Source organism: Rhodococcus sp. LMD (genome assembly GCF_056108245.1).
Genome location: NZ_CM148557.1, coordinates 2,191,400 through 2,213,988, shown reverse-complemented (window position 1 = coordinate 2,213,988; position 22,589 = coordinate 2,191,400). Strand labels below are relative to the sequence as shown.

At 69.6% G+C, this 22,589-nt stretch carries 20 protein-coding genes; 4 read left to right on the top strand and 16 right to left on the bottom strand.

The features are described 5' to 3' along the window. Nucleotides 1-3: 3 nt before the first annotated feature. The gene (pgsA, locus tag ACWPQI_RS10375; RefSeq protein WP_010592668.1) at nt 4-660 is read right to left on the bottom strand and encodes a CDP-diacylglycerol--glycerol-3-phosphate 3-phosphatidyltransferase; all 657 of its coding nucleotides are present in this window, start codon (nt 658-660) and stop codon (nt 4-6) included. A 132-nt stretch (nt 661-792) separates the two neighbouring features. Here pgsA and ACWPQI_RS10370 point away from each other — a divergent pair, with 132 nt between their 5' ends. Beyond that, on the top strand, nt 793-1,320 hold the full coding sequence (locus tag ACWPQI_RS10370) for an amino-acid N-acetyltransferase (protein ID WP_407040817.1): 528 nt from the start codon (nt 793-795) through the stop codon (nt 1,318-1,320). A gap of 31 nt (nt 1,321-1,351) precedes the next feature. Further along, nucleotides 1,352-1,636 carry a YciI family protein gene (locus ACWPQI_RS10365; RefSeq protein WP_017680684.1) on the top strand — a complete coding sequence of 95 codons (285 nt, stop codon included), beginning with the start codon at nt 1,352-1,354 and terminating at the stop codon, nt 1,634-1,636. Nucleotides 1,637-1,659: 23 nt separating this feature from the next. On the opposite strand, the gene ACWPQI_RS10360 is transcribed toward ACWPQI_RS10365, so the two are convergent. From ACWPQI_RS10360 to thyX, 6 genes are all read right to left on the bottom strand, one after another. Continuing rightward, nucleotides 1,660-2,646, bottom strand: a complete 987-nt coding sequence (locus tag ACWPQI_RS10360; protein ID WP_010592671.1) for a TerC family protein — start codon at nt 2,644-2,646, stop codon at nt 1,660-1,662. Between the two features lie 207 nt (nt 2,647-2,853). Then, the gene (locus ACWPQI_RS10355; protein ID WP_190242362.1) at nt 2,854-5,520 is read right to left on the bottom strand and encodes an FtsK/SpoIIIE family DNA translocase; all 2,667 of its coding nucleotides are present in this window, start codon (nt 5,518-5,520) and stop codon (nt 2,854-2,856) included. Between the two features lie 82 nt (nt 5,521-5,602). Then, nucleotides 5,603-6,226, bottom strand: coding sequence for a TIGR03085 family metal-binding protein (locus ACWPQI_RS10350; protein WP_026137743.1), 624 nt, complete (start codon nt 6,224-6,226; stop codon nt 5,603-5,605). 60 nt (nt 6,227-6,286) lie between these two features. After that, complete coding sequence (locus ACWPQI_RS10345) at nt 6,287-8,104, bottom strand: ribonuclease J (RefSeq protein WP_017680686.1); 1,818 nt, start codon at nt 8,102-8,104, stop codon at nt 6,287-6,289. Then, nucleotides 8,101-9,009, bottom strand: coding sequence for a 4-hydroxy-tetrahydrodipicolinate synthase (gene dapA, locus ACWPQI_RS10340; protein ID WP_010592676.1), 909 nt, complete (start codon nt 9,007-9,009; stop codon nt 8,101-8,103). Before dapA ends, ACWPQI_RS10345 begins: the two co-directional genes overlap by 4 nt. Nucleotides 9,010-9,058: 49 nt before the next feature. Further along, complete coding sequence (gene thyX, locus ACWPQI_RS10335; RefSeq protein ID WP_010592677.1) at nt 9,059-9,814, bottom strand: FAD-dependent thymidylate synthase; 756 nt, start codon at nt 9,812-9,814, stop codon at nt 9,059-9,061. A gap of 116 nt (nt 9,815-9,930) precedes the next feature. On the opposite strand from thyX, the gene ACWPQI_RS10330 reads away from it, so the two are divergent. Both ACWPQI_RS10330 and ACWPQI_RS10325 read left to right on the top strand, forming a co-directional pair. Then, nucleotides 9,931-10,449 (top strand): toxin-antitoxin system HicB family antitoxin, encoded by a 519-nt coding sequence (locus ACWPQI_RS10330; protein WP_010592678.1) that lies wholly within the window; start codon nt 9,931-9,933, stop codon nt 10,447-10,449. Between the two features lie 60 nt (nt 10,450-10,509). Beyond that, nucleotides 10,510-10,947 carry an SRPBCC family protein gene (locus ACWPQI_RS10325; RefSeq protein ID WP_010592679.1) on the top strand — a complete coding sequence of 146 codons (438 nt, stop codon included), beginning with the start codon at nt 10,510-10,512 and terminating at the stop codon, nt 10,945-10,947. Between the two features lie 23 nt (nt 10,948-10,970). Here ACWPQI_RS10325 and ACWPQI_RS10320 read toward each other — a convergent pair whose 3' ends face one another. The 9 genes from ACWPQI_RS10320 to ACWPQI_RS10280 all read right to left on the bottom strand — a co-directional run bounded on the left by ACWPQI_RS10320 (nt 10,971) and on the right by ACWPQI_RS10280 (nt 22,362). After that, a complete protein-coding gene (locus tag ACWPQI_RS10320) occupies nt 10,971-11,453 on the bottom strand; it encodes a flavodoxin family protein (protein WP_010592680.1) in 483 nt (160 codons plus the stop codon). A 157-nt stretch (nt 11,454-11,610) separates the two neighbouring features. Next, a complete protein-coding gene (locus ACWPQI_RS10315; protein ID WP_342660996.1) occupies nt 11,611-12,087 on the bottom strand; it encodes a hypothetical protein in 477 nt (158 codons plus the stop codon). Then, nucleotides 12,084-12,839 (bottom strand): 4-hydroxy-tetrahydrodipicolinate reductase, encoded by a 756-nt coding sequence (gene dapB, locus ACWPQI_RS10310; protein WP_010592682.1) that lies wholly within the window; start codon nt 12,837-12,839, stop codon nt 12,084-12,086. The genes ACWPQI_RS10315 and dapB overlap by 4 nt, the downstream gene beginning before the upstream one ends. 83 nt (nt 12,840-12,922) lie before the next feature. After that, entirely contained in the window at nt 12,923-14,272 is a 1,350-nt protein-coding gene (locus ACWPQI_RS10305) for a M16 family metallopeptidase (RefSeq protein WP_010592683.1), read from the bottom strand. A gap of 84 nt (nt 14,273-14,356) precedes the next feature. After that, nucleotides 14,357-15,088 carry a respiratory nitrate reductase subunit gamma gene (gene narI, locus ACWPQI_RS10300; protein WP_010592684.1) on the bottom strand — a complete coding sequence of 244 codons (732 nt, stop codon included), beginning with the start codon at nt 15,086-15,088 and terminating at the stop codon, nt 14,357-14,359. Between the two features lie 2 nt (nt 15,089-15,090). Next, a complete protein-coding gene (gene narJ, locus ACWPQI_RS10295) occupies nt 15,091-15,786 on the bottom strand; it encodes a nitrate reductase molybdenum cofactor assembly chaperone (protein ID WP_010592685.1) in 696 nt (231 codons plus the stop codon). Then, nucleotides 15,783-17,459, bottom strand: coding sequence for a nitrate reductase subunit beta (narH, locus tag ACWPQI_RS10290; RefSeq protein WP_010592686.1), 1,677 nt, complete (start codon nt 17,457-17,459; stop codon nt 15,783-15,785). The genes narJ and narH overlap by 4 nt, the downstream gene beginning before the upstream one ends. A gap of 40 nt (nt 17,460-17,499) precedes the next feature. Next, the gene (locus ACWPQI_RS10285) at nt 17,500-21,216 is read right to left on the bottom strand and encodes a nitrate reductase subunit alpha (protein ID WP_304433735.1); all 3,717 of its coding nucleotides are present in this window, start codon (nt 21,214-21,216) and stop codon (nt 17,500-17,502) included. A 24-nt stretch (nt 21,217-21,240) separates the two neighbouring features. Next, a complete protein-coding gene (locus ACWPQI_RS10280) occupies nt 21,241-22,362 on the bottom strand; it encodes an MFS transporter (RefSeq protein WP_010592688.1) in 1,122 nt (373 codons plus the stop codon). Nucleotides 22,363-22,589 lie beyond the last annotated feature (227 nt).

The window sequence follows — 22,589 nt, the reverse complement described above, 5'->3', positions numbered from 1 at the left end:
CACTCACTGCCCGTGCTGTTGCTCGACGCGGTGCACGCCGGCGCGTAGCCGCACCGCCTGGACGACGTAGTCGATGCCGGTGCCGACCGTCAGGATCACTGCCAGCGCCATCAGCGCGACCGCGAACGGCGTCGCCGCCGCCGGCAACGGCAGCAGGTACAGCACGATCGCGAGGGACTGGAACAGGGTCTTGGCCTTGCCGCCGCGGCTCGCGGGGATCACCGCGTGCCGCAACACGAAGAAGCGCAGTGCGGTGACGCCGAGTTCGCGCGCCGCGATGATGCCGGTCACCCACCACGACAGGTCACCGAGCAGCGACAGGCCCACGAGGGCGGCGCCGATGAGGGCCTTGTCGGCGATCGGATCGGCGAGCTTGCCGAAATCCGTCACGAGTCCGTGCTTGCGCGCGAGCTGGCCGTCGATCCGGTCCGTGATCGCCGCGACGGCGAACACGGCCGTGGCGGCGAGGCGCCACGCGGCATCGTGGCCGTCGCCGGCGAACAACACCAGCAGGAACACCGGCACCAGAGCGATCCGCACCATGGTGAGGATGTTGGCGATGTTCCACAGCGGCACCGGCTCCGCGGCCGCGGGCGCGTGCGGCCCGGGGGCCGCCGCGGCCCCACCGGTCCCGGCCACCTCGGGATGCGGCGCGCTCACACCGGCCTCCCTGCCGCGGACGGCGCCGGGGGACGACGCGGACCCGGGTCCGCCGGGGCGACACGTGAGCATGGAGATCCGACCGGCACACGGACACAATATCGGTAGAGCGACCGGCTACTGTTCACCACTATGAATTCGCGGACGACGGACCCGGAACCCCACGACCGCATAGTCGTGCGACGGGCGCGAACCGGCGACGTTCCGGAGATCAAGCGACTGGTCGACATCTATGCGGGCAAGATCCTCCTCGAGAAGAATCTCGTCACGCTGTACGAGTCCGTGCAGGAGTTCTGGGTGGCCGAGACGGCGGGCACCGTCGTCGGCTGCGGGGCCCTGCACGTTCTGTGGTCCGACCTGGGCGAGATCCGCACCGTCGCGGTGGATCCGCGGGTCAAGGGCCGCGGAGTCGGCCACCTGGTCGTCTCCCACCTGATCGACGTCGCCCGCGACCTCGAACTGGAGCGGCTGTTCGTACTCACCTTCGAGGTCGAGTTCTTCGGCCGGCACGGATTCACCGAGATCGACGGCACTCCCGTCACCGCGGAGGTGTACGCGGAGATGTGCCGTTCCTACGACACCGGTGTGGCCGAGTTCCTGGACCTGAGCTACGTCAAGCCGAACACCCTCGGAAACACCCGGATGCTGCTCTCCCTCTGAGCCTCTTCCCCCACCACGAATGCGAGGATCCATGCCGCTGTTCGCTGTCGAGTACACCTACTCCGAGGCCACCGCCGACGGCCGCGACGAGCACCGGCCCGCCCACCGGGGCTGGCTCGGAGAACTCGTCGACGCCGGGACGGTACGCGCGACCGGCCCGTGGGCCGACGGGTCGGGCGCGCTGATCGTCGTCGAGGCTGCGGACGAGCCGGCCGTGCGCGAGGTCATGGCGCAGGATCCCTTCGCGCGTCGCGGCCTGGTCGACGACGTCCGGATCACGGAGTGGCTCCCGGTGATGGGCGTCTTCAACGACTGACGCCCCTCACCGGTGCCGCGAGGTCAGGTGAGGTCGGCCTTCTCGCTGCGCGTCTTGAGCAGACTCGCCACGGTCGTCACCACGAGCACACCGACGATCACGCCCAGCGACAACCACGTCGAGATCTCCGGCACCGCGACGTGCTCCCCGCCGTTGACGAACGACAGCGTGTTCTCGTGCAGCGCGTGGAGCACCAGTTTGATCCCGATGAACCCGAGGATCACGGACAGGCCGTAGGACAGGTAGACCAACCGTTCGAGCAGGCCGCCGATGAGGAAGAACAGCTGTCGCAGGCCCATCAGAGCGAACGCGTTGGCGGTGAACACCAGGTAGGGCTCGCTGGTGAGGCCGTAGATCGCGGGGATCGAGTCGAGCGCGAACAGGATGTCGGTGAAGCCGATGGCGGCCAGGGCGAGCAGCATCGGGGTCGCGAACCGCTTGCCGTCGATCCGGGTGAACAGCTTGTCGCCGTGGTACTCGTCGGTGGTCGGGTACACCTTGCGGACCAGGGAGACGATCCGGTTCTCCCGCTCCTTCTCGTGCTCGACCTCCTCACCGTGCTCGCGGATCAGCTTGATCGCGGTGTAGATGAGGAATGCGCCGAAGAGGTAGAACACCCAGCTGTAGGTGTTGATGGCCGCGGCACCGACGGCGATGAACGCCCCGCGCATCACGAGTGCCAGGACGATGCCGATGGTGAGTACCTTCTGCTGGTACTCGCGCGGCACCGCGAAGGTCGACATGATGATCACGAAGACGAACAGGTTGTCGACGCTGAGAGCCTTCTCGGTGACGTACCCGGCGAAGTACTCACCGCCGTACGTCGGTCCCCAGACGGCGAACACCACGACGCCGAACACCACGGCGAGGCCGATGAACACCGCCGACCAGAAGCCCGACTCGCGCAACGTGGGCGCGTGCGGTTTGCGGACGTGCGCGTAGAAGTCGAAGACGAACAGTCCCAGGATCACCAGGATGGTGACGATCCAGACGAGCGGGGTGACATGCATCTGCAGGCATTCCTCCGGTAGGCACAGCAAACCACCGGAGGTCTCTCCCACCTCGACTCACGGCTCCGAGGAGCGGCTTCGAGGTCGACAGCCCCGGGACGACATCGGTGTCGCACGTGTTGACGGAACTGCCGCGAGTTAGGGGATACTCCCCTCCACTTCGTCCATTCAACCACATGCGGGAAGCGGCATCGATCCGTGCCGCCCCTACTCCGCCGGTGCCGGCGCGTCCGCGTCCCCGCCGCCCCGGATGGAGAGCAGCAGGCCGTCGAGTTCGTCCGGCTTGACCAGGACCTCCCGCGCCTTGGAGCCTTCGCTGGGACCGACGACCCCGCGGGTCTCCATCAGATCCATCAGGCGCCCCGCCTTCGCGAACCCGACCCGCAGCTTGCGCTGCAGCATCGACGTCGACCCGAACTGACTCGACACCACCAGCTCGACCGCCTGCAGGAACACGTCGAGATCGTCACCGATGTCGGGGTCGACATCCTTCTTCTCGCCGGGCTTCGCGGTGGTGACACCCTCGGTGTACTCCGGTTCCTTCTGGTTCTTGGCGAAGTCGACGACGGCCGCGATCTCCTCGTCGGTGATGAACGCGCCCTGCATTCGGATCGGCTTGCCGGCACCCATCGGCAGGAACAGGCCGTCACCCATGCCGATGAGCTTCTCGGCACCGGGCTGGTCGAGGATGACTCGGGAGTCCGTCAGCGACGAGGTGGCGAACGCGAGTCGCGACGGCACGTTCGTCTTGATCAGACCGGTCACCACGTCGACGGAGGGCCGCTGGGTGGCGAGCACCAGATGGATGCCGGCGGCCCGGGCCTTCTGCGTGATCCGCACGATGGCGTCCTCGACGTCACGGGGGGCCGTCATCATCAGGTCGGCGAGTTCGTCGACGATCGCGAGGATGTAGGGGTACGGCCGGTAGACCCGCTCGCTGCCGAGCGGCGCGGTGATCTCGCCGGACCGGACCTTGGTATTGAAGTCGTCGATGTGCCGGACCCGGTTGGCCTGCATGTCCTGGTAGCGCTGCTCCATCTCCTCCACCAGCCACGCGAGAGCGGCGGCTGCCTTCTTCGGCTGGGTGATGATGGGCGTGATCAGGTGCGGGATGCCCTCGTACGGCGTGAGCTCGACCATTTTCGGGTCGATGAGGATCATCCGGACCTCGTCCGGGGTGGCCCGCACGAGCAGCGACACGAGCATCGAGTTGACGAAACTGGACTTGCCGGAGCCGGTGGAGCCGGCGACGAGCAGATGCGGCATCTTGGCCAGGTTCGCGCAGACGAAGTCGCCCTCGATGTCCTTGCCGAGCCCGATCACCAGCGGATGGTGATCCTTGCGTGTCGACGGAGCGGCGAGCACGTCGGCCAGACGCACCAGTTCGCGGTCCGAGTTCGGGACCTCGATGCCGACCGCGGACTTGCCGGGGATCGGCGCGAGCAGGCGCACGTTGTCGGTGGCCACGGCGTAGGCGATGTTGCGGGCGAGCGCGGTGATCTTCTCGACCTTCACGCCGGGTCCGAGTTCCACCTCGTACCGTGTGACCGTCGGGCCGCGGGTGAAGCCCGTGACCGCGGCGTCGATCTTGAACTGTTCGAGCACCTCGGTGATGGCCTCGATCATCTGGTCGTTCGCCGAACTGTGCTTCTTGGGCGGATCGCCCTCGAGCAGCAGCCCGAGCGACGGCAGAGCGTAGTCGCCCTCCACCACCCGGTCGGGAACGAGCGGCTCGAGCTTGCCGTCGTCGGAGGGTTCCTCGACCGGCGGGACCGGCGCGGGAGCCTTCTTGGACCGGGCGCGGGCGCGCGGCGGCTCGGGTGCCGGTTCCGGTGCGGGTTCCGGCGCCGGAGGCGCGGCGGGCGCCGGCTCCGGATCCCACACCGGCAGCACCTCGGTGCGGGCGTCGCCGTCGAATTCGTCCGTCGGGTAGTTCTCGACGGGGGTACGCCGCCGGCCCCGGGTACGCCGCTCGACCGGGTAGCCGTCGGCGTCGAACAGAGTCGGGTCGTGCTCCGGGTCGTAGTCGTCGGCGTGGTCCGGGTCGTACGCGCCGTACTCGTCGTCGGCCCGATAGTGCAGGCCGAAGTACTCGCGGAACATCCCGGGCAGTTCCCGGATCGTCGTGCCGGTGAGCAGCAGGATCCCGAACCCGGCTGCCATCAGCAGCAACGGCACCGACAACCACACCGTCAGACCGTCGGTGAGGGGCCCGCCCACCAGATATCCGAGGAAGCCGGCGCCCCCTGCCCGGCCCGCGCCGTCGGTGGGCATGCCCGAGGCGATGTGCCACAGGCCGAGCGCGGGGAGGGCGACGAGTATCGACCCCAGGACGAGCCGGGGCCGGATCTCCGGCCGCGGCTCGGTGCGCATGAGGACGACCGCGATCACGAGACCGGTCAGCGGCAGCACGGCGCTGGCGCCGCCGACGAGCGCGCGGACCGCGGCCTCGATCCAGCCGCCGAGCGGGCCGCCGACGGCGAACCAGACGCTGCCGGCGACGACGACGCTCGCGGCGATGAGCCCGAGGGCGATGCCGTCGCGGCGGTGGCCGTGCTCGACCTCCGTCACCCTGCCCACCGTGCGGGTGGTGGCACCCACCCCGCGGGCGATCATCGTCCAGCCGGTGCCGATCCCGCGGCCGAGCGTCTGCAGGACGCCCGGCCGTGATGAACGAGAGGGCGCCTTGCGCCGGGGGCCGGCGGTGCTGCGAGCCGGGCGTCGTGCGGCGGGTTGCCGGCGGGTCGTCGTGGCGGGCTTGCGGGTGCTGCCCTTCGCCCGCGACGCGCCCGAGGCCCCGGACGAGCCGCGCGCCCCCGACCTCGACCGTGAGGTCGTCGACGACGATCCGCGGGCACCCGACTTTCCTGCCATACCCGTCAGGTTAGTCGCAATGTCCACAACCGAACCATCCGCAACACCGGCATCAGCCGCGCGCGGTGGTCACACGGGCGGATCAGATGCCGCGACCGGACGCGGCAACCTCCGCGACGTCGGCGGCCGGCCCGGTGGTCTCGACGCGCACCTCGTCACGGCCGAAGGCGTGCAGCAACAACTCGGACGGTTCGCCGCGCAGGATCACGGTGCGCGGACCGCGCCGACGGACCGTCGCGCGGGTGCCGTCGGGGCGCTCGAACACCACGGTGACGTCGGTGCCGCGGTAACCGCGCCGGCCGATCTGCCGGGCCATCTGCCACAGGCGGTCCTGGGTCGGTGCGTCGAGCGGTCGCGGCTGCCACCCGGGCGCGGCGCGGCGCACGTCCTCGTGGTGGACGAACATCTCCGCGGCATTGGCGATCCCGTCGACGAGGTACAACGGCGACCAGACCGGCGGGCCGGACTCGATGTCGGCGAGCAACTGCTCCCACGGTCGGTCCGCCGCCCCGGCGCGCACCCGCTCGGTGTGCCCGGCCAGCGGAGGCAGGACGATGCCCGGCATCGTGTCGATCCGGCGTTCGCGGACCACGAGATGGGCGGCCAGGTCCCGGGTGGTCCAGTCCCCGCACAGGGTGGGGGCGTCGGGACCGGTCTGCGTCATGGTGCGGACGAGTGCGTGTCGTTCGTCACGGGCGAGGCTCACACGGCCCACTGTAGCGTCGGACCACCGCTGCCGCCGGACCGTCCGCGCCGTGGAGTGCCGCTACGCCGGACCCGGAACGGTGATCACCGTCGGCACGATCATCGGCCGGCGACGGTAGGTGTCGGACACCCAGCGCCCGACGACGCGGCGGATCGCCTGGGCGATGCGGTGGGCGTCGTCGATGCCCTCGGCAGCGAGTTCGTTGAGGACCTTGTCCACGAGCTGCGCGGCCTCGGACAGTGCCCCCGGGTCGTCGGAGAACCCGCGGCCGGACACCCCCGGCGTGCTCACGGCGCGGCCGTTCTCGTCGACGGCGACGGAGATGGAGATGAAGCCGCCCTCGCCGAGGATCAGCCGGTCCGACAGGGTGGATTCGCCGACGTCGCCGACCGACAGGCCGTCGACGTAGACGTGGCCGACGGGTACCTGCCCGACGATCTCCGCGAGCCCGTCGACGAGGTCGACGACCACGCCGTCCTCCGCCAGCACGATCCGCTCCCGCGGAACCCCGGTCGCCTCGGCGAGCGCCGCGTTGGCCCGCAGGTGCCGCCATTCACCGTGCACCGGCATCGCGTTCGTCGGGCGCACCGCGTTGTACAGGTACAGCAGTTCGCCCGCGGAGGCGTGGCCGGAGACGTGCACCTTCGCGTTCTGCTGGGTGACGACGGTGGCGCCACGCTTGGCGAGGCCGTTGACGACCGCGAACACCGAGTTCTCGTTGCCCGGGATCAGCGAGGACGCCAGGACGACGAGGTCGTCGGCCCGGATGTTGATCTGCCGGTGTTCGCCCCGCGCCATCCGGGAGAGCGCGGACAGCGGTTCCCCCTGGGAGCCGGTGGAGATCAGCACGAGCCGGTTGTCGGGCAACGTCGCCGCGGTGTCGAGATCGACGACGAGCCCGTCCGGCACCCGCAGGTAACCGAGGTCCTGCGCGATCTGCATGTTGCGCACCATCGACCGCCCGACGAAGGCGATGCGGCGGTTGTACCGCTCGGCGACGTCGACGACCTGCTGGATGCGATGCACGTGGCTGGCGAAGGACGCGACGATCACGCGCTGGGTGGCCTTGCCGATGACATTGTCCAGCACGCCGCCGATTTCGCGTTCCGGCATCACGAAGCCGGGAACCTCGGCATTGGTGGAGTCGACGAGGAACAGGTCGACGCCCTCGTCACCGAGCCGGGAGAAGCCGGCGAGGTCGGTGAGGCGGCCGTCGAGCGGCAACTGGTCGAGTTTGATGTCGCCGGTGTGCAGCACGAGGCCGGCCTCGGTACGGACGGCGACGGCGAGCGCGTCCGGGATCGAGTGGTTGACGGCGAAGTACTCGCACTCGAACGGCCCGTGCGTGGTCCTGTCCCCCTCGACGACCTCGACGAGGTTGGGACGCAGCCGGTGCTCGCGGCATTTCGCGGCGACGAGTGCGAGGGTGAACTTCGAACCCACGACCGGGATGTCGGGACGCAGCCGCAGCAGGAACGGCACCGCCCCGATGTGGTCCTCGTGCCCGTGGGTGAGGACGACGGCTTCGACGTCGTCCATGCGGTCCTCGATGTGCCGGAAGTCCGGCAGGATGAGGTCGACGCCGGGCTGCTGATCCTCGGGGAAGAGCACGCCGCAGTCGATGACGAGGAGCTTGCCCTGGTGCTCGAAGACCGTCATGTTGCGGCCGATCTCGCCGATGCCGCCGAGCGCGACGACGCGCAGACCCTTGCGCGGTGCCTTCGGCGGGGTGCCCAGACGCACCGACATGTCCGCGACCTTGCGCGGGTCGGGCCGCTGGGTGTCGGCCGAATTCTGCACGGTCCGGCGGACGGGCCGGGTGCTGGGCGGTCCGGCGTTGCGGGTGGCGCGGCCCCGGCCGCGCGACGGGCGGCTCATGCGAGCACCCCTGCGGCGTGCAGGTCGGCGGCCAGTGCGTCGATCTGCAGGGAGGTCGGCGCCACCTGCGGCAGGCGGGGCTCGCCGACGTCGAGGCCCATCAACCGCAGCCCCGCCTTCGACGCGCTCACCCCACCGAGGCGGGAGACGGCACGCAGGATCGGCATGAGGCTCAGGTTGATCGCGCGAGCGCGGACGAGATCACCGGCCTGGAAGGCGTCGTACAGCTCCCGCAGGCGGCCGGGCACGAGATGACCGATGACACTGACGAATCCGACGGCACCGACCGACAGCCACGGGAGGTTGAGCGGGTCGTCTCCGGAGTAGAACTTCAGGTCGGTGGTGCCGATGAGCTCGGCGCCGGCGTTGAGGTCGCCCTTGGCGTCCTTGACCGCCACGATGCGGGGGTGCTCGGCGAGCCGGCGCAGCGTCTCCGTTTCGATCGGCACGACCGAGCGCGGCGGTATGTCGTAGAGCATGACGGGCAGGTCGGTGGCGTTCGCGACGGCCGTGAAGTGGGCGTAGAGCCCGGCCTGCGGCGGCCGGGAATAGTAGGGGGTGACGACGAGCAGTCCGTGGGCGCCGGCTCGCGCGGCGTCGCGGGCCAGTTCGACGCTGTGGGCGGTGTCGTTGCTGCCGGCGCCGGCGATGATCTTCGCGCGGTCCCCCACCGCGGCGAGCACGGCGCGCATCAGCTCGAGCTTCTCGTTCTCGGTGGTGGTCGGCGATTCACCGGTGGTACCCGCGAGGACCAGCGCATCGCAGCCGCCGTCGACCAGATAGGCGGCAAGACGCACACCCGCGTCCACGTCGAGCTTGCCGTCGGCGGTGAACGGGGTCACCATCGCTGTGGCGATGGTGCCGAACGGAAGCTCGACAGCAGAAGCGGAATCACCGTTGGTCATGGTCAGAAGGCTACCGCGTGACCCGGGCTCTTCCACACACACCTGCCGGTCAGGTCTCGGTCGCGAAGGCACCGGCGGCAACCTCGGAACCGTCGGGCAGACGGGTGATAGTGAAGTCGCCGAAGATGTTCGGCGCGGCGTCCTGCAGCTGGCGCAGGCACTCGACGGCGAGGCGGCGGATCTCGACGTCGGCGTGCTCGGTCGCACGCATCGCCACGAAGTGCCGCCAGGATCGATAGTTGCCGGTGACGACGACGCGGGTCTCGGTGGCGTTGGGCAGTACCGATCGCGCGGCCTCGCGGGCCTGCTTCGCACGGATCGGCCCCTCGGGCAGATGGGACAGCTTCTCGTCGAGCGCGTCGAGCAGTTCGATGTACGCGGCCCGGCTGGACTCGGTGGCGGCGAGGAACAGGTCCTCGAGTCGCGGGTCCCCGGCCACGGCCGGCGGGACCACGACCGGAGCGTCGCTGCCGCGGACGAACCGCTGGGACAGCTGCGAGTAGGAGAAGTGGCGGTGCCGGATGAGTTCGTGGGTGCAGGACCGGGAGATGCCGGTGATGTAGAAGCTCACCGAACCGTGCTCGAGCACGGACAGGTGCCCGACCGTGAGCAGGTGGCGCAGGTATCCGGCATTGGTGGCCGTGCGGGGGTTCGGCTTGGACCAGCTCTGGTAGCACGCCCGGCCTGCGAACTCGGCGAGTGCCTCTCCGCCGTCGGCGTCGGTCTCCCAGGGCACGTCGGCGGGCGGGACGAACTCGGTCTTGGCCACCAGCCTGACCTTGAGCGTGACTGGCTCGGGCGCCATCGGTTCTCCTCCAGGTTGTCGATCCAGTCGACCGTAGCGCCGCGCGGGGCGGCACCCGACCGCGGGCTGCATTCCGACGCCTTGACTGACATCACATATGACGTCATGATGGCGTCATGCGCCTCGATCCGTATCTGGATGCGATCACCGATTCCCTCGTCGCCGCCGCGGAACTCGGCGACGAACAGACCCGCCGGACCGCGGCGGCCCTCGCCGCAGCGGTCGCTGCGCCCGCCCGCCTGGCCGTGCTGCAGGCACTGTCGGACATGGCGGCGGAGATCTCGGGCGAACTCGGCGACCGGGTGGTCACCGTACGTCTGGACGGCGACGACGCCGTACTCGAGGTGCGGTCGGAGATGTCCGCCGAAACCCCCAGCCCTGCCCAGACTTTCGAGGACGTCACCGGAGACATCAGCCGGGTGACCCTGCGCCTGGTCGAGCAGATCAAGGCCCGCGCCGAGGAGGCGGCGGCCCAGAACGGCGTGTCGCTGAACTCGTGGGTGTCGCAGGCCGTCCAGGGGGCGCTGCGCGAACAGATGCGATACCAGCGCCGCGCCGACGAGCGCGCCACGAGGCGCCCCGCCGACGAAACCGGAGCGGGTCCGTCCGAAACCTCCGAGCGCGAGGACGGTTGAGCGGGAGGCGGTGCGGTACATTGCCGACGCACGTCACCCGAAAGCCGAGGAAGTGAGCGCATGGCCGTCAGCAGTTCCAGCAGTTTCGAGATCAAGGCCGACCCGAGTCGCGTGATGGCGGGCATCGCCGCGGTCGATCGACTGCCGGAGTGGTCCGGTCCGCACAAGACCGTCGTCGTCGAGACCACCCACCCGGACGGCCGCCCCCACCGCGTCCGGATGACCGTGTCCATCATCGGAATTCACGACGAACAGGTGGTGGACTACTTCTGGAACGGCGACGAGTCGATGTCCTGGACCCTGATCGAGAGCCACCAGCAGCATCAGCAGGACGGCACCTACACCCTCACCGCCACCGAGAGCGGCACCCGGGTGGACTTCACCCTCACGATCGACCCGAAGATCCCGCTGCCCGGCTTCATGGTGAAGAAGGCGCAGAGGATGGCGATGGAGACCGCCGAGAAGGGTCTGACGAAGTTCGTCGAGAAGCTGCTCTGACGCGCCGCGCGGTGTCCGCGCGGTCAGACCTCCGGTGACACGGACACCGCGACGGTCGCCCCGAGCTCGTAGCAGCGCTCCCGGACCTTCGCGTCGATCGGACCGGTGATCTCGAGGTCCTGCGTGACCTGCGCCAGGGCGAGGCCCGTGACGAGTTTCCGCACGGAGGCAACGGCGCCCGCGGTGTCGTTGTTGCCGTGCACCCACAGCCCGTACGGCCGCCCTGCGACCGCGTCGAGGCACGGGTAGTAGACGGTGTCGAAGAAGTGCTTCAGGGCCCCCGACATGTACCCGAAGTTCGCGGTGGTGCCGAACACGTAGCCGTCGGCGGCGAGCACATCCGGCACCGTCGCACCGAGCGCGGGCACCGTCCGCACCCGCACCCCGGCGATGTCGGGGTCGTGCGCCCCGGCGAGCACCGCCTCGAGCAACTCGCGGGTCGACGGGGACGGGGTGTGGTGGACGACGAGCAGCGTGCGCTCGCCGTCGGCAGGAGCCTCGGTCACACCCTGCAGGGTACGTCGCCGGCCGCGCGGTGTCCGTGCCCCGCAACGGCACCCGCCACCCGCGCCGGGCCGGGTGCGGGTGCCGCCGACGTGGATCGAGCGCATGTACCGCCCGCGACTGCCGAGGAGAGGACCGATACATTCGCTCGGCGCGGGATCAGTCGGGGGACTGTGTGCGTTCGAGCTTCTCGAGGGCGACCGCCCGGCGCATGGTCTCCCGGGCCCGGCCGCGGTCACCGGCGTAGTCGTAGGCGCGGGCCAGCCGGTACGAGTGGCGCCAGTTGTCCGGGTCGGCCTCCCACTCCTTCTTGACCTGCTCGAACAGGGCGTCGGCGGCGTCGCGGTCGACCCGTCCCGAGGGCCGGCGTGGCAGATCGCTCACGTCGAGTTCGAGGCCCTCGTCGTGGATCCGCCGGGCCAGGTGCTGGTGCTGGAGACCGGCCCGCAGGGTGGCGTAGACGATCCACACACCCACCAACGGCAGCAGCAGCACGCCGATACCGAGGCCGACGGCCGCAGCCTCGCCCGAGCGCACCAGTTCGAGCCCACGCCCGCCGAGGAGCACGAAGTAGAACCCCAGCGCGAGAACGATGAAGACGATCGGCGCCAGGACCTTGACCAGGTCGCGTCTCACAGGTCGAGGAGCGGGTCGATGCCGACGGTGAGGCCGGGCCGGCCGCCGATCTCGCGTACGCCGAGCAGCACGCCGGGTGCGAAGGAGGAGCGGTCGATCGAGTCGTGGCGGATGGTCAGGGTCTCGCCCTGGGTGCCGAGCAGGACCTCCTGGTGGGCGACGAGACCGGCCAGACGCACGGAGTGCACCCGCACCCCCGCCACGTCGGCGCCGCGGGCACCGTCGAGTTCGGTGGTCGTGGCGTCCGGGCTGCGGCCCACGCCGGCCGCGGCGCGGGCTTCGGCGATGAGCGCCGCGGTGCGGTACGCCGTGCCCGAGGGCGCGTCCGCCTTGTTGGGGTGGTGCAACTCGATGACCTCGACGGAGTCGAAGAACCGAGCTGCGGCCTGCGCGAAGCGCATCGACAGCACGGCACCGATCGCGAAGTTCGGCGCGATCAGGACGCCGACCTCAGGTTTCGCGGCCAGCCAGGCGCGGACCCGGTCGAGCCGTGCCTCGTCGAATCCGGTGGTGCCGACGACCGCGTGGATGCCGTGCTCGACGAGGAACTGCAGATTGCCCATCACCACGTCGGGATGGGTGAAGTCCACCACCACCTGCGCCCGGGAGGTGACGAAGTCCTCGAGGCTGTCGTCCCGGTCGACCGCGGCGACGAGCTCGAGGTCGGTGGCCGCCTCGACGGCCGCGCAGATCGCCTGTCCGACCTTGCCCTTGGCGCCGAGCACACCCACCCGGATTGCTGCTGCGTTCACTTGACTCTCCACGCTTCCTCGTCCGATCTCCGTCCCGCAGCAGCCTACGCAACCGGACGTCCCTGTCCGTGGTCAGGCCGCGGTCACGCGACGAGGGCGCGCACCGACGCGGGCAGGTCCCGGGGCCGCCGGTACGGCCCGGCGACGGCCGCAGCGAACGGCCGGTGCAGCAGTTCGGCGGCGACCTCTCGGACCTCCGCCGCGCTCACCGACGAGATCCGCTCGAGTGTCTCGGTGACGCTCCAGTGGGTGCCGTAGCTCAGTTCGCTGCGGCCGATCCGATTCATCCGGGCCCCGGTGTCCTCGAGGCCGAGCACCAGGGCGCCGCGCAGCGAGCCCTTGGCACGGGCGCACTCCGCCTCGGTGACGCCGTTGTCGGCGACGTCGGTGAGCACCTCGCGGACGAGGGCGGCCACCTCGCCGAGGTTCTCGGGCTGGCACCCGGCGTAGACGGAGAACGCCCCGGTGTCGGCGAAGGTGTCCACGCCCGAGTACACCGAGTAGGCGAGCCCGCGCTGCTCCCGGATCTCCTGGAACAACCGTGAGCTCAAGCCGCCACCGACCGCGGCGTTGAGCACCGACAGCGCCCAGCGCCGGGAGTCGTGGCGGCCGAAGGACCGCACACCGACCGCCAGGTGGGCCTGCTCGCCGTCGCGGTCGGTGATGCTCAGCGTCGGCGCCGTACGCAGGCGGAGACTGCCCTCCCGCCGGGGGGCGGCGGTCGCGGCGGGGTCGAGGTGCCCGGCGAAGGCACGACGGACCAGTTCCACGGTGTGGTCGTGGTCGACGTTGCCGGCGACGGCGACGACCATGCGGTCCGGCGTGTACCGCCGCACGTGGAACGAGTGCAACTGGGTGCGGGTCATCGCCTCGATCGACTCGACCGAGCCGATGATGGGCCGGCCGATCGGGTGGTCGCCGTACAGCGCGGTGAGGAAGGCGTCCCCGAGCAGATCCTCCGGATCGTCGTCGCGCATCGCGATCTCCTCGAGGACGACCTGTCGTTCCAGGTCGACGTCGGCGCTGCGGCATCGGCCGCGCAGCACGACGTCGGCGACGAGGTCGACGGCCAGGGACAGGTCGTCGTCGAGCACGTGGGCGTAGAAGCAGGTGTGCTCCTTCGCGGTGAACGCGTTGAGTTCACCGCCGACTCCGTCGACGAGTTCGGCGATGTCGAGCGCCGTCCGGGTGGGGGTGGCCTTGAACAGCAGGTGCTCGAGGAAGTGGGCGGCACCGGCGACGGAGGGCTGCTCGTCGCGGGAGCCGACGCCCACCCAGACACCGACGGCGGCCGACCGCACGCCGGGCACGTGCTCGGTGACGACGCGGAGCCCCCCGGGCAGGAGGGTGCGCCGAACCCCGGCGTCGGGTTCGGTGGGCGCCGAGGTGGATGCGGCGACGGACGGGGCGGCGGAGCGGCGGGTGGCAGCCATGAAGATGTTCGACGGTCCTACAGGCGAGTGGGTGTGCTGGACTGAACGACTCACACTACACGCGGCGCCGTGCACCCGATCCGGTCACCACCCGCGGCGGCGAGGCTGCGACCCGACGAGCTGTCCCTTCGCGGCGACGTCCCGGCTCCGGTAGACCACATACGGCCGGAACAGGTATCCGACGGGCGCGCTGAAGGCGTGCACCAGGCGGGTGAACGGCCACAGCGCGAACAGGATCAAGGCGATCAGCGCGTGCAGCTGGAACGACAGGGGTGCCTGCACCATCAGATCGCCGCGCGGCTGCAGGATCCAGATGGATCGGAACCACGGCGAGACGGTCTCGCGATAGTTGTGCTCCTCCCCCACGACACCCGAGCCCATCAGAGTCGTGGCGAGTCCCGCGACGATCGCGGCGACGAGGACGACGTACATGAGCTTGTCGTTGGCCGTCGTCGCCATGAACACCGGACCACGGGTGCGGCGACGGTAGATCAGCAACAGGATCCCGACGAGGGTGGCGATCCCGGCGATGGTGCCCAGCGTCACCGCCTGCACGTGATACGCGTGCTGGCTCAGGCCGACCGCCTCGGTCCAGGACTGGGGAATGAGCAGACCGATCACGTGGCCCACGATCACCACGAGGATCCCGAAGTGGAACATCGGGCTGGCGATGCGCAGCAGCCGGCTCTCGTAGAGCTGAGACGAACGCGTGGTCCAGCCGAACTTGTCGTAACGGTAGCGCCACCACGTACCTACGACGACCACGGCGATCGTGACGTACGGCGCGACATCCCAGAAGATCTCCCCTGCGGACATGGTCAGCCGGCTCCTTCGACTCGGGTCTGCGCCGCGGCGGGTGCGGTCCGGCGCGGCGGGACCGTGAGGGTGAACGGTTCGAGACCGATCGCCTCGGCGGGTGGACCGGCCTCGGCGAGGTGCCGGGCGCGGTGCACTTCCTGATCGCCGACCGGAGGCAACGTCGCACACACCGCCCCGATCGTCGCCGCATAGCAGGAATTGCGTTCCTCGAGTGCGATGCGGAGCACGTCGATCGGGACCCGGTGCGCGGCGAGCAGTCGCTCCCCCGCATCCGGGTCGACGGTCGCGGCGAATTCGAGCACCACCGGCAGATGATCGGGCGCCTCGCCGGTCGGTGGCTCGACGCCGGCCTCCCGGTAGGCCTGCGCGAACGCGTGGATTGCCGTGCCGCGGTTGCGGGTGTCACCGCCGGTCCAGTACGTGAGATACATCGTCGACCGCCGGCGCATGTCGAAGGTGTCGACGTAGTCGGCCTGCGCAGCAAACGGATCGGCGTCGCGCAGGGCGGCGAGAGTCCGGCTCAACAGCTGCGCCGGTGCCCCGGTGATGTGCCCGAGAAGACCGTCGACCGTCGCGAGGCGCGACCGCAGCCCATCGTCGGGGTATGCCAGCAGCAGCGAAGCCGCCTGCCGGATCAGCCGGTGCTGCAGTTGCCGCGACGCGGTGTCGCGCCCCCGGCGTATCCGCGCCCTCATTGCCCACTCCCCCGGTCGTCGACACGATGCCCGGCCGGGAACAACCCCTGGGGCACGCCCTTACCGTCCCAGTTGAGCAGGTTCACGCGGGAGGGATTCGACGCGTTCGCCGCCATTCCCTCGGAGGTCTGTCGCTGCCGGAGCGCGTGGAAGGTCTCCACCGCGACCGGGACCGGGCCTCCGCTGGCCTCGCCGAACGGCCCGGAGTCGTACATGCCCGGGCCGCCGTCGTACGACAGGGCGCAGTCGGTGGCGGATTCCTCGAGCCGGTGCCCCTCGGCGGCGTAGGCGGTCGGGATCACGTACCGCTCGTCGTACTTGGCCAGGGCGAGCAGGCGGTACATCTCGTACATCTGCTCCTCGGTCATGCCGACGGCGTCGGGGATCTCCGGTCGCGTGTCCCGGCCCAGGTTGATGTCCCGCATGTACGACCGCATCGCGGCGAGCCGGTGCAGCACTGCTTCGACGGCATCGGTGTCGCCCGCGGTGAACAGTCCCGCCAGATACTCGATCGGGATGCGCAGCGATTCGAGGGCACCGAACAGATTGCCCATGTCCTCGCCGTCGTGACCGTCGCGCGAGACCGCGTCGACCACCGGGGACAGCGGCGGCACGTACCAGACCATCGGCATCGTGCGGTACTCCGGGTGCAGGGGCAACGCGACCCGGTACGTGTTGATCAACGCGTACACGGGTGACCGCTGGGCGGCCTCGATCCATTCGTCGGAGATGCCCTCGGCGCGGGCGCCGGCGATCACCTCCGGGTCTGCAGGGTCGAGCAGCACCTGTCGCAGTGCGTCGTAGAGGTCCTTCTCGTCCTCGACGGACGCGGCCTCGAGCACCCGGTCGGCGTCGTAGAGCACGAGGCCGATGTAGCGCAGCCGGCCCACGCAGGTCTCGGAGCACACGGTCGGCAGGCCCACCTCCACGCGCGGATAGCAGAACGTGCACTTCTCGGCCTTGCCGGTCTTGTGGTTGAAATACACCTTCTTGTACGGACATCCGGACACGCACATCCGCCAGCCGCGACAGCGGTCCTGGTCGACGAGAACGATGCCGTCCTCGACGCGCTTGTACATCGCTCCCGACGGGCACGACGAGACGCACGACGGGTTCAGGCAGTGCTCGCAGATGCGAGGCAGATAGAACATGAAGGTCTGCTCGAGTTCGAGCCGGACCTGCTCGCCGACCTTCTTCAGGACCGGATCGTCGGGCACGATCTCCGGGGAGCCGCCGAGGTCGTCGTCCCAGTTCGCCGACCATTCGACCTTCATCGGCTTGCCGCTGATCAGACTTCGCGGCGGCGCCACCGGGATCTGGTCGCCGAGCGGCGCGGTGGTGAGGTTCTCGTAGTCGTAGGTCCACGGCTCGTAGTAGTCGTCGATCGCCGGCATCTTCGGATTCGAGAAGATCCGGAAGAGCTTGTTCCACCGGCCGCCGTCCCGCAGCCGCAGCCGCCCGTTGCGGTCGCGGATCCATCCGCCCCGCCAGCGTTCCTGGTCCTCGTAGGTGCGCGGGTATCCCTGGCCGGGGCGGGTCTCGACGTTGTTGAACCACACGTACTCGGTGCCGGATCGGTTGGTCCAGGCCTGCTTACAGGTGACCGAGCAGGTATGGCAGCCGATGCACTTGTCGAGGTTCATCACCATCGCCATCTGGGCCATCACCTTCATGCCGGCCTCGCTTCGCTGGTCGTGGTCGTGGGCATCGACATCAGTACCTGACCTCCTGCGACCGGCGGCGTACGACCGTCACCTCGTCGCGTTGATTTCCGGTGGGCCCGAGGTAGTTGAACGCGAAGGCGGTCTGCGCGTAGCCACCCGCCATGTGGGTGGGTTTGATCAGGATCTTCGTGAGCGAGTTGTGGATGCCGCCGCGGGTACCGGTGGTCTCGGTGAGCGGCACATCGATGGTGCGCTCCTGCGCGTGGTAGACGTACACGACACCCTCGGGCATGCGGTGCGAGACGATCGCGCGGCACACCACGACGCCGTTGCGGTTGACGGCCTCGACCCAGTCGTTGTCCCGCACCGAGATCTTCGCCGCGTCCGCCGGACTCATCCACATGGTCGGTCCGCCGCGCGAGAGCGAGAGCATGAACAGGTTGTCCTGGTACTCGGAGTGGATCGACCACTTCGAGTGCGGGGTCAGGTACCGCACGGTCAGTCCGACGCCGTCGCCGCTGCCGACGGCCGGTTCACTGCCGCTGCCGCTGCCGACGGCCGGTTCACCGAACAGGCGCGACATGTCCAGCGGCGGGCGGTAGGTGGGGAGTTGTTCGCCGAGTTCCTCGATCCAGTCGTGATCGACGTAGAAGTGCATGCGGCCGGTGAGCGTGTGGAACGGTTTGAGTTCCTCGATGTTCACCGTGAACGGGGCGTAGCGGCGCCCACCGGTCTCGCTGCCGGACCATTCCGGGCTGGTGATCACGGGGACCGGGCGGGACTGGGTGTCGGCGTAGGTGATACGGCGTTCCTCACTGCCCTCGGCGAGGTGCACGAGCCGGCGGCCGGTACGCTTCTCGAGTTCGCGGAAGCCCTCGACCGCGAGCCGTCCGTTCGAGGTGCCCGACAGCGCGAGGATGACGTCGGCCATGCGTTCGGCGCTGGTGACCGCCGGGCGGCCCTCGCCCGCACCGGAATTCATCACGCCGAACTTCTCGGCGAGTTCCGCGACCTCCTGCACCGGGTGCGTCGTGACGCCCTTGGTGGTCAGGCCGAGGGTGTCGACGAGCGGCCCGAGGGTCGACCACTTGTCGGCGATCGCCCCGTAGTCCCGTTCGACGACCGCGAGCGGGCCCATGGTCCTGCCCGGGACCGGCACCTCCCCGGTCACGCGCCAGTTGTTCTCCGTGCCCGACGGATACGCCATCGCCCCCGGGGTGTCGTGCTGCAGAGTGCCGAGCACGATGTCGGTGCGGGTGCCGAGGTGCTTCGACGCCAGCGCGCTGAACACCTTCGCGACGGCGCCGAATGCCTCGTAGTCGGAACGGGTCTCCCACGGCGGGTCGATCGCGGGACTGAACGCGTGGATATAGGGATGCATGTCGGTGCTCGACAGGTCGCCCTTCTCGTACCATGTCGCGGCGGGCAGCACCACGTCGGAGAACAGGGTGGTCGACGTCATCCGGAAGTCGATCGACATCAGCAGGTCGAGTTTGCCTTCGGGCACCTCGTCCGGACCTTCGACGTCGTGTGGACGCTGGTCCGGGCCGGTGGGGGCGCCCTGGATGTTGGCGTCGGTCCCGAGCAGGTGCCGCAGGAAGTACTCGTTGCCCTTGCTGGACGAGCCGAGCAGGTTGGACCGCCACACGTTCAGCACCCGCGGCCAGTTGCGCGGGTTGTCCGGGTCGGTGACCGACAGCTTCACCTCGCCGCTCGCGAGTTTCCGGGCGACGTACGCGGGGATGTCCTCGCCTGCTGCTCGCGCCTCGTCGGCGAGGTCGTGCGTGTTGCGATCGAACTGCGGGTAGAACGGAGTCCACCCCATCGCGACGGCGGAGACCATCACGTCCATCGTGTGCTTGTCGCGGAACCGGCCCCGCCCGAGCGGGCTCGCGAGCGCGTCGGCGCGGTACCCGTCGTAGCGCCACTGGTCCGTGTGGACGTACCAGTAGGAGGTTCCCGCCATCTGCCGAGGCGGGCGGGACCAGTCCGTTCCCATGGCCATCGCGGCCCACCCGGTGACCGGACGGCACTTCTCCTGACCCACGTAGTGTGCCCAGCCGCCGCCGTTGCGGCCCATGGAACCGGTGAGCATCAGCAAGGCGAGAATTGCCCGGTAGGTGGTGTCGCCGTGGAACCACTGGCAGATGCCGGCACCCATGATGATCATGGACCGGCCGCCGGATTCCTCCGCGTTGCGGGCGAACTCGCGCGCGATCCGGACGGCCTGTGCGGCGGAGACCCCGGTGATCGGCTCCTGCCAGGCGGGGGTGTACGGCGAGGCCGGGTCGTCGTACCCGCTGGGCCAGTGTCCGGGCAGTCCCGGACGCGCGACGCCGTACTGGGCCAGCATGAGGTCGAACACCGTGCACACCGGATGTCCGCCCACCCGCCGCACGGGGACGCCGCGTTCGACGGTCTCGCCGTGGCCGTCGACGGTGTCGAAACCGGGCAGATGGACGAGCGCGGTCTCGTCCGCGGCGTCGTCCCGATGCGCGACGGTCAGCGCCGGCACGAGATCGCCCAGGTCCAGGTTCCATTTTCCGGCTCCGTCGTCGCCGTAGCGGAACCCGAGGGAGCCGTGCGGCACCGCGACCGTGTCGGTGGCACCGTCGAGCAGCACCGGCTTGAACGCCGCGTTCTCCACGTCCTGGCCGAGGTCGGCGGCGGTGAGGTTCTTGCCGGGCACCAGCCTGCCGTCGCGTTCCTCGAGCCGGACCAGGAACGGCAGGTCGGTGTACCGGCGGACGTAGTCGACGAAGAACGGCACCCGCCGTCGCACGAAGCACTCGGTGAGCACGACGTGCCCCATCGCCATGGCCAGCGCCCCGTCGGTGCCCGCCGCGCACGGCATCCACTCGTCGGCGAACTTCGTGTTGTCGGCGTAGTCGGGGCTGACGACGACGACCTTGGTGCCGCGGTAACGGACCTCGGTCATCCAGTGCGCGTCCGGTGTCCGGGTGACGGGGACGTTCGATCCCCACATCATCAGGTACGCCGCGTCCCACCAGTCGCCGGACTCCGGCACGTCGGTCTGGTCGCCGAACACCTGGGGCGATGCGACGGGCAGGTCGGCGTACCAGTCGTAGAAGGAGGTCATGACGCCGCCGATCAACTCGACGAACCGGGAACCGGCCGCGAACGACACCATCGACATCGCCGGGATGGGCGAGAATCCGGCCACCCGGTCGGGGCCGTACTCCTTGACGGTGTGCACGTGCGCGGCGGCGATCATCTCGGTGGCCTCGGCCCACGTGACCCGGACCAGACCGCCCTTGCCGCGGGCCCGCTGGTACCGGCGGCGTCGCTGCGGGTCGTTCTGGATGTCGGCCCAGGCCAGCACGGGGTCACCGAGCCGGGCCCTGGCCTCGCGGAACATCTCGACGAGCACGCCGCGGGCGTAGGGATAGCGCACCCGCGTCGGCGAGTAGGTGTACCACGAGAACGCCGCCCCGCGCGGGCAGCCGCGGGGTTCGTACTCGGGACGGTCCGGTCCCACCGTGGGATAGTCCGTCTCCTGCGTCTCCCAGGTGATGATCCCGTCCTTGACGTAGATCTTCCACGAGCACGACCCGGTGCAGTTGACGCCGTGGGTGGAGCGAACCACCTTGTCGTGACTCCAGCGGTCACGGTAGAAGACGTCACCTTCGCGGCCGCCGCGGCGGGTGATCGTACGACCGTCCGCGGAGATCTCCCCCGAGGTGAAGAAACGTCCGCTGCTGCGCAGCAGCTCTTCGGCGGCACCGCCGGTGTGGTGGATGGTCACATGCACTCCTTCGGGACGGAATCGTCAGCGGCTGTCGGCCTGCACGGGCTCGTGCGCGTGCAGCTTCACCGCGGTGTAGACGAGCGCGACGAGCGCGGTCGCCACGAGCAGCAGCAGACCGATGGTGTAGTCGTTGTCGGCGGAGTCGTAGGTGGCGCCCATGACGAGCGGCGGAAAGTACCCGCCGAGCCCGCCGGCCGCCGCGACGAGGCCGGTGACCGATCCCACGGACGTGGCGGGTGCGCGACGCGCCACCCACGCGAAGACGCCACCGGTGCCGATGCCGAGGAAGATCGCGAGCAGGATGAACGTCGCCGCGGACCACACGTCCGGGGGCGGCTGGGCGATCGCAATCGCGGCCATCGCTGCCGTCCCGGCGAACGACACGAGCACGACGTACTTCGGGGCGATGCGGTCGGACAGGGCACCCCCGATCGGCCGGGCCAGCACTGCGGCCAGAGCGAACGCCGCTGTCCGCGCGCCGGCGTCGACAGCGGAGAAGCCGTAGATCGTCTTGATGTAGGTGGGAAGGTAGTTGCTGAAGGCCACGAAGCCACCGAAGACGACCGCGTAGAGGAACGACATCTCCCAGGTCACGCGGAGTTTCAGCGCAGCGGCAAGCTTCGGGACGACCGCGTCGGTGTTCGGGCGGAACTGCGGCGAATCACGCATCACGAGGAAGCACACCCCTGCCGTGACGGCAAGCGCCGCGGCGACGATGACGTGGGTTACCAGCAGCCCGAACCACTCTGCGAACCGCGGAGTGAAGAACGCGGACAGGGCCGTCCCCACCATGCCGGCTCCGAAGACGCCGGTCGCGAAGCCCCGCCTGGACGCCTCGTACCAGTTGTTGGCGAACGGGATACCCACTGCGAAGATCGTTCCGGCGATACCGAGGAAGAAGCCGAAGACGAGCAACAGAGGGTAGGAGCCGACGCTGCCGGCCACACCGACGGCGAGCACCGGGACGATCGAGGCCAGCGAGATCGCGATGAACATGACGCGGCCGCCGTAACGATCCGTGAGCGAGCCCACCACGATGCGCCCCAGGGATCCTACGAGAATGGGCGTCGCGACGAGGATCGAGGCCTGCGTACTGCTGAGCGAGAGGTCGCCCGCATACGTCGTGGACAAGGGGCCGATCATGTTCCATGCCCAGAAATTGATTGCCGAGACCCACGTTGCCAGCGCGAGGTTCGAGCTCCGCCGCGCCTCTGTAATACCTACCGAAGCCGTCACGGATCCAGCGAATCATCGATACGCGCACGCGGGGTGAATTCGAGGAAAATACCGACGGTCCGTTCCGCCCCGGAGCCGCGGCAGGGGCGGGTGCTCCTCCTGTTCGAGGCCGGGTGTTCACCCTCGGGCTGCGG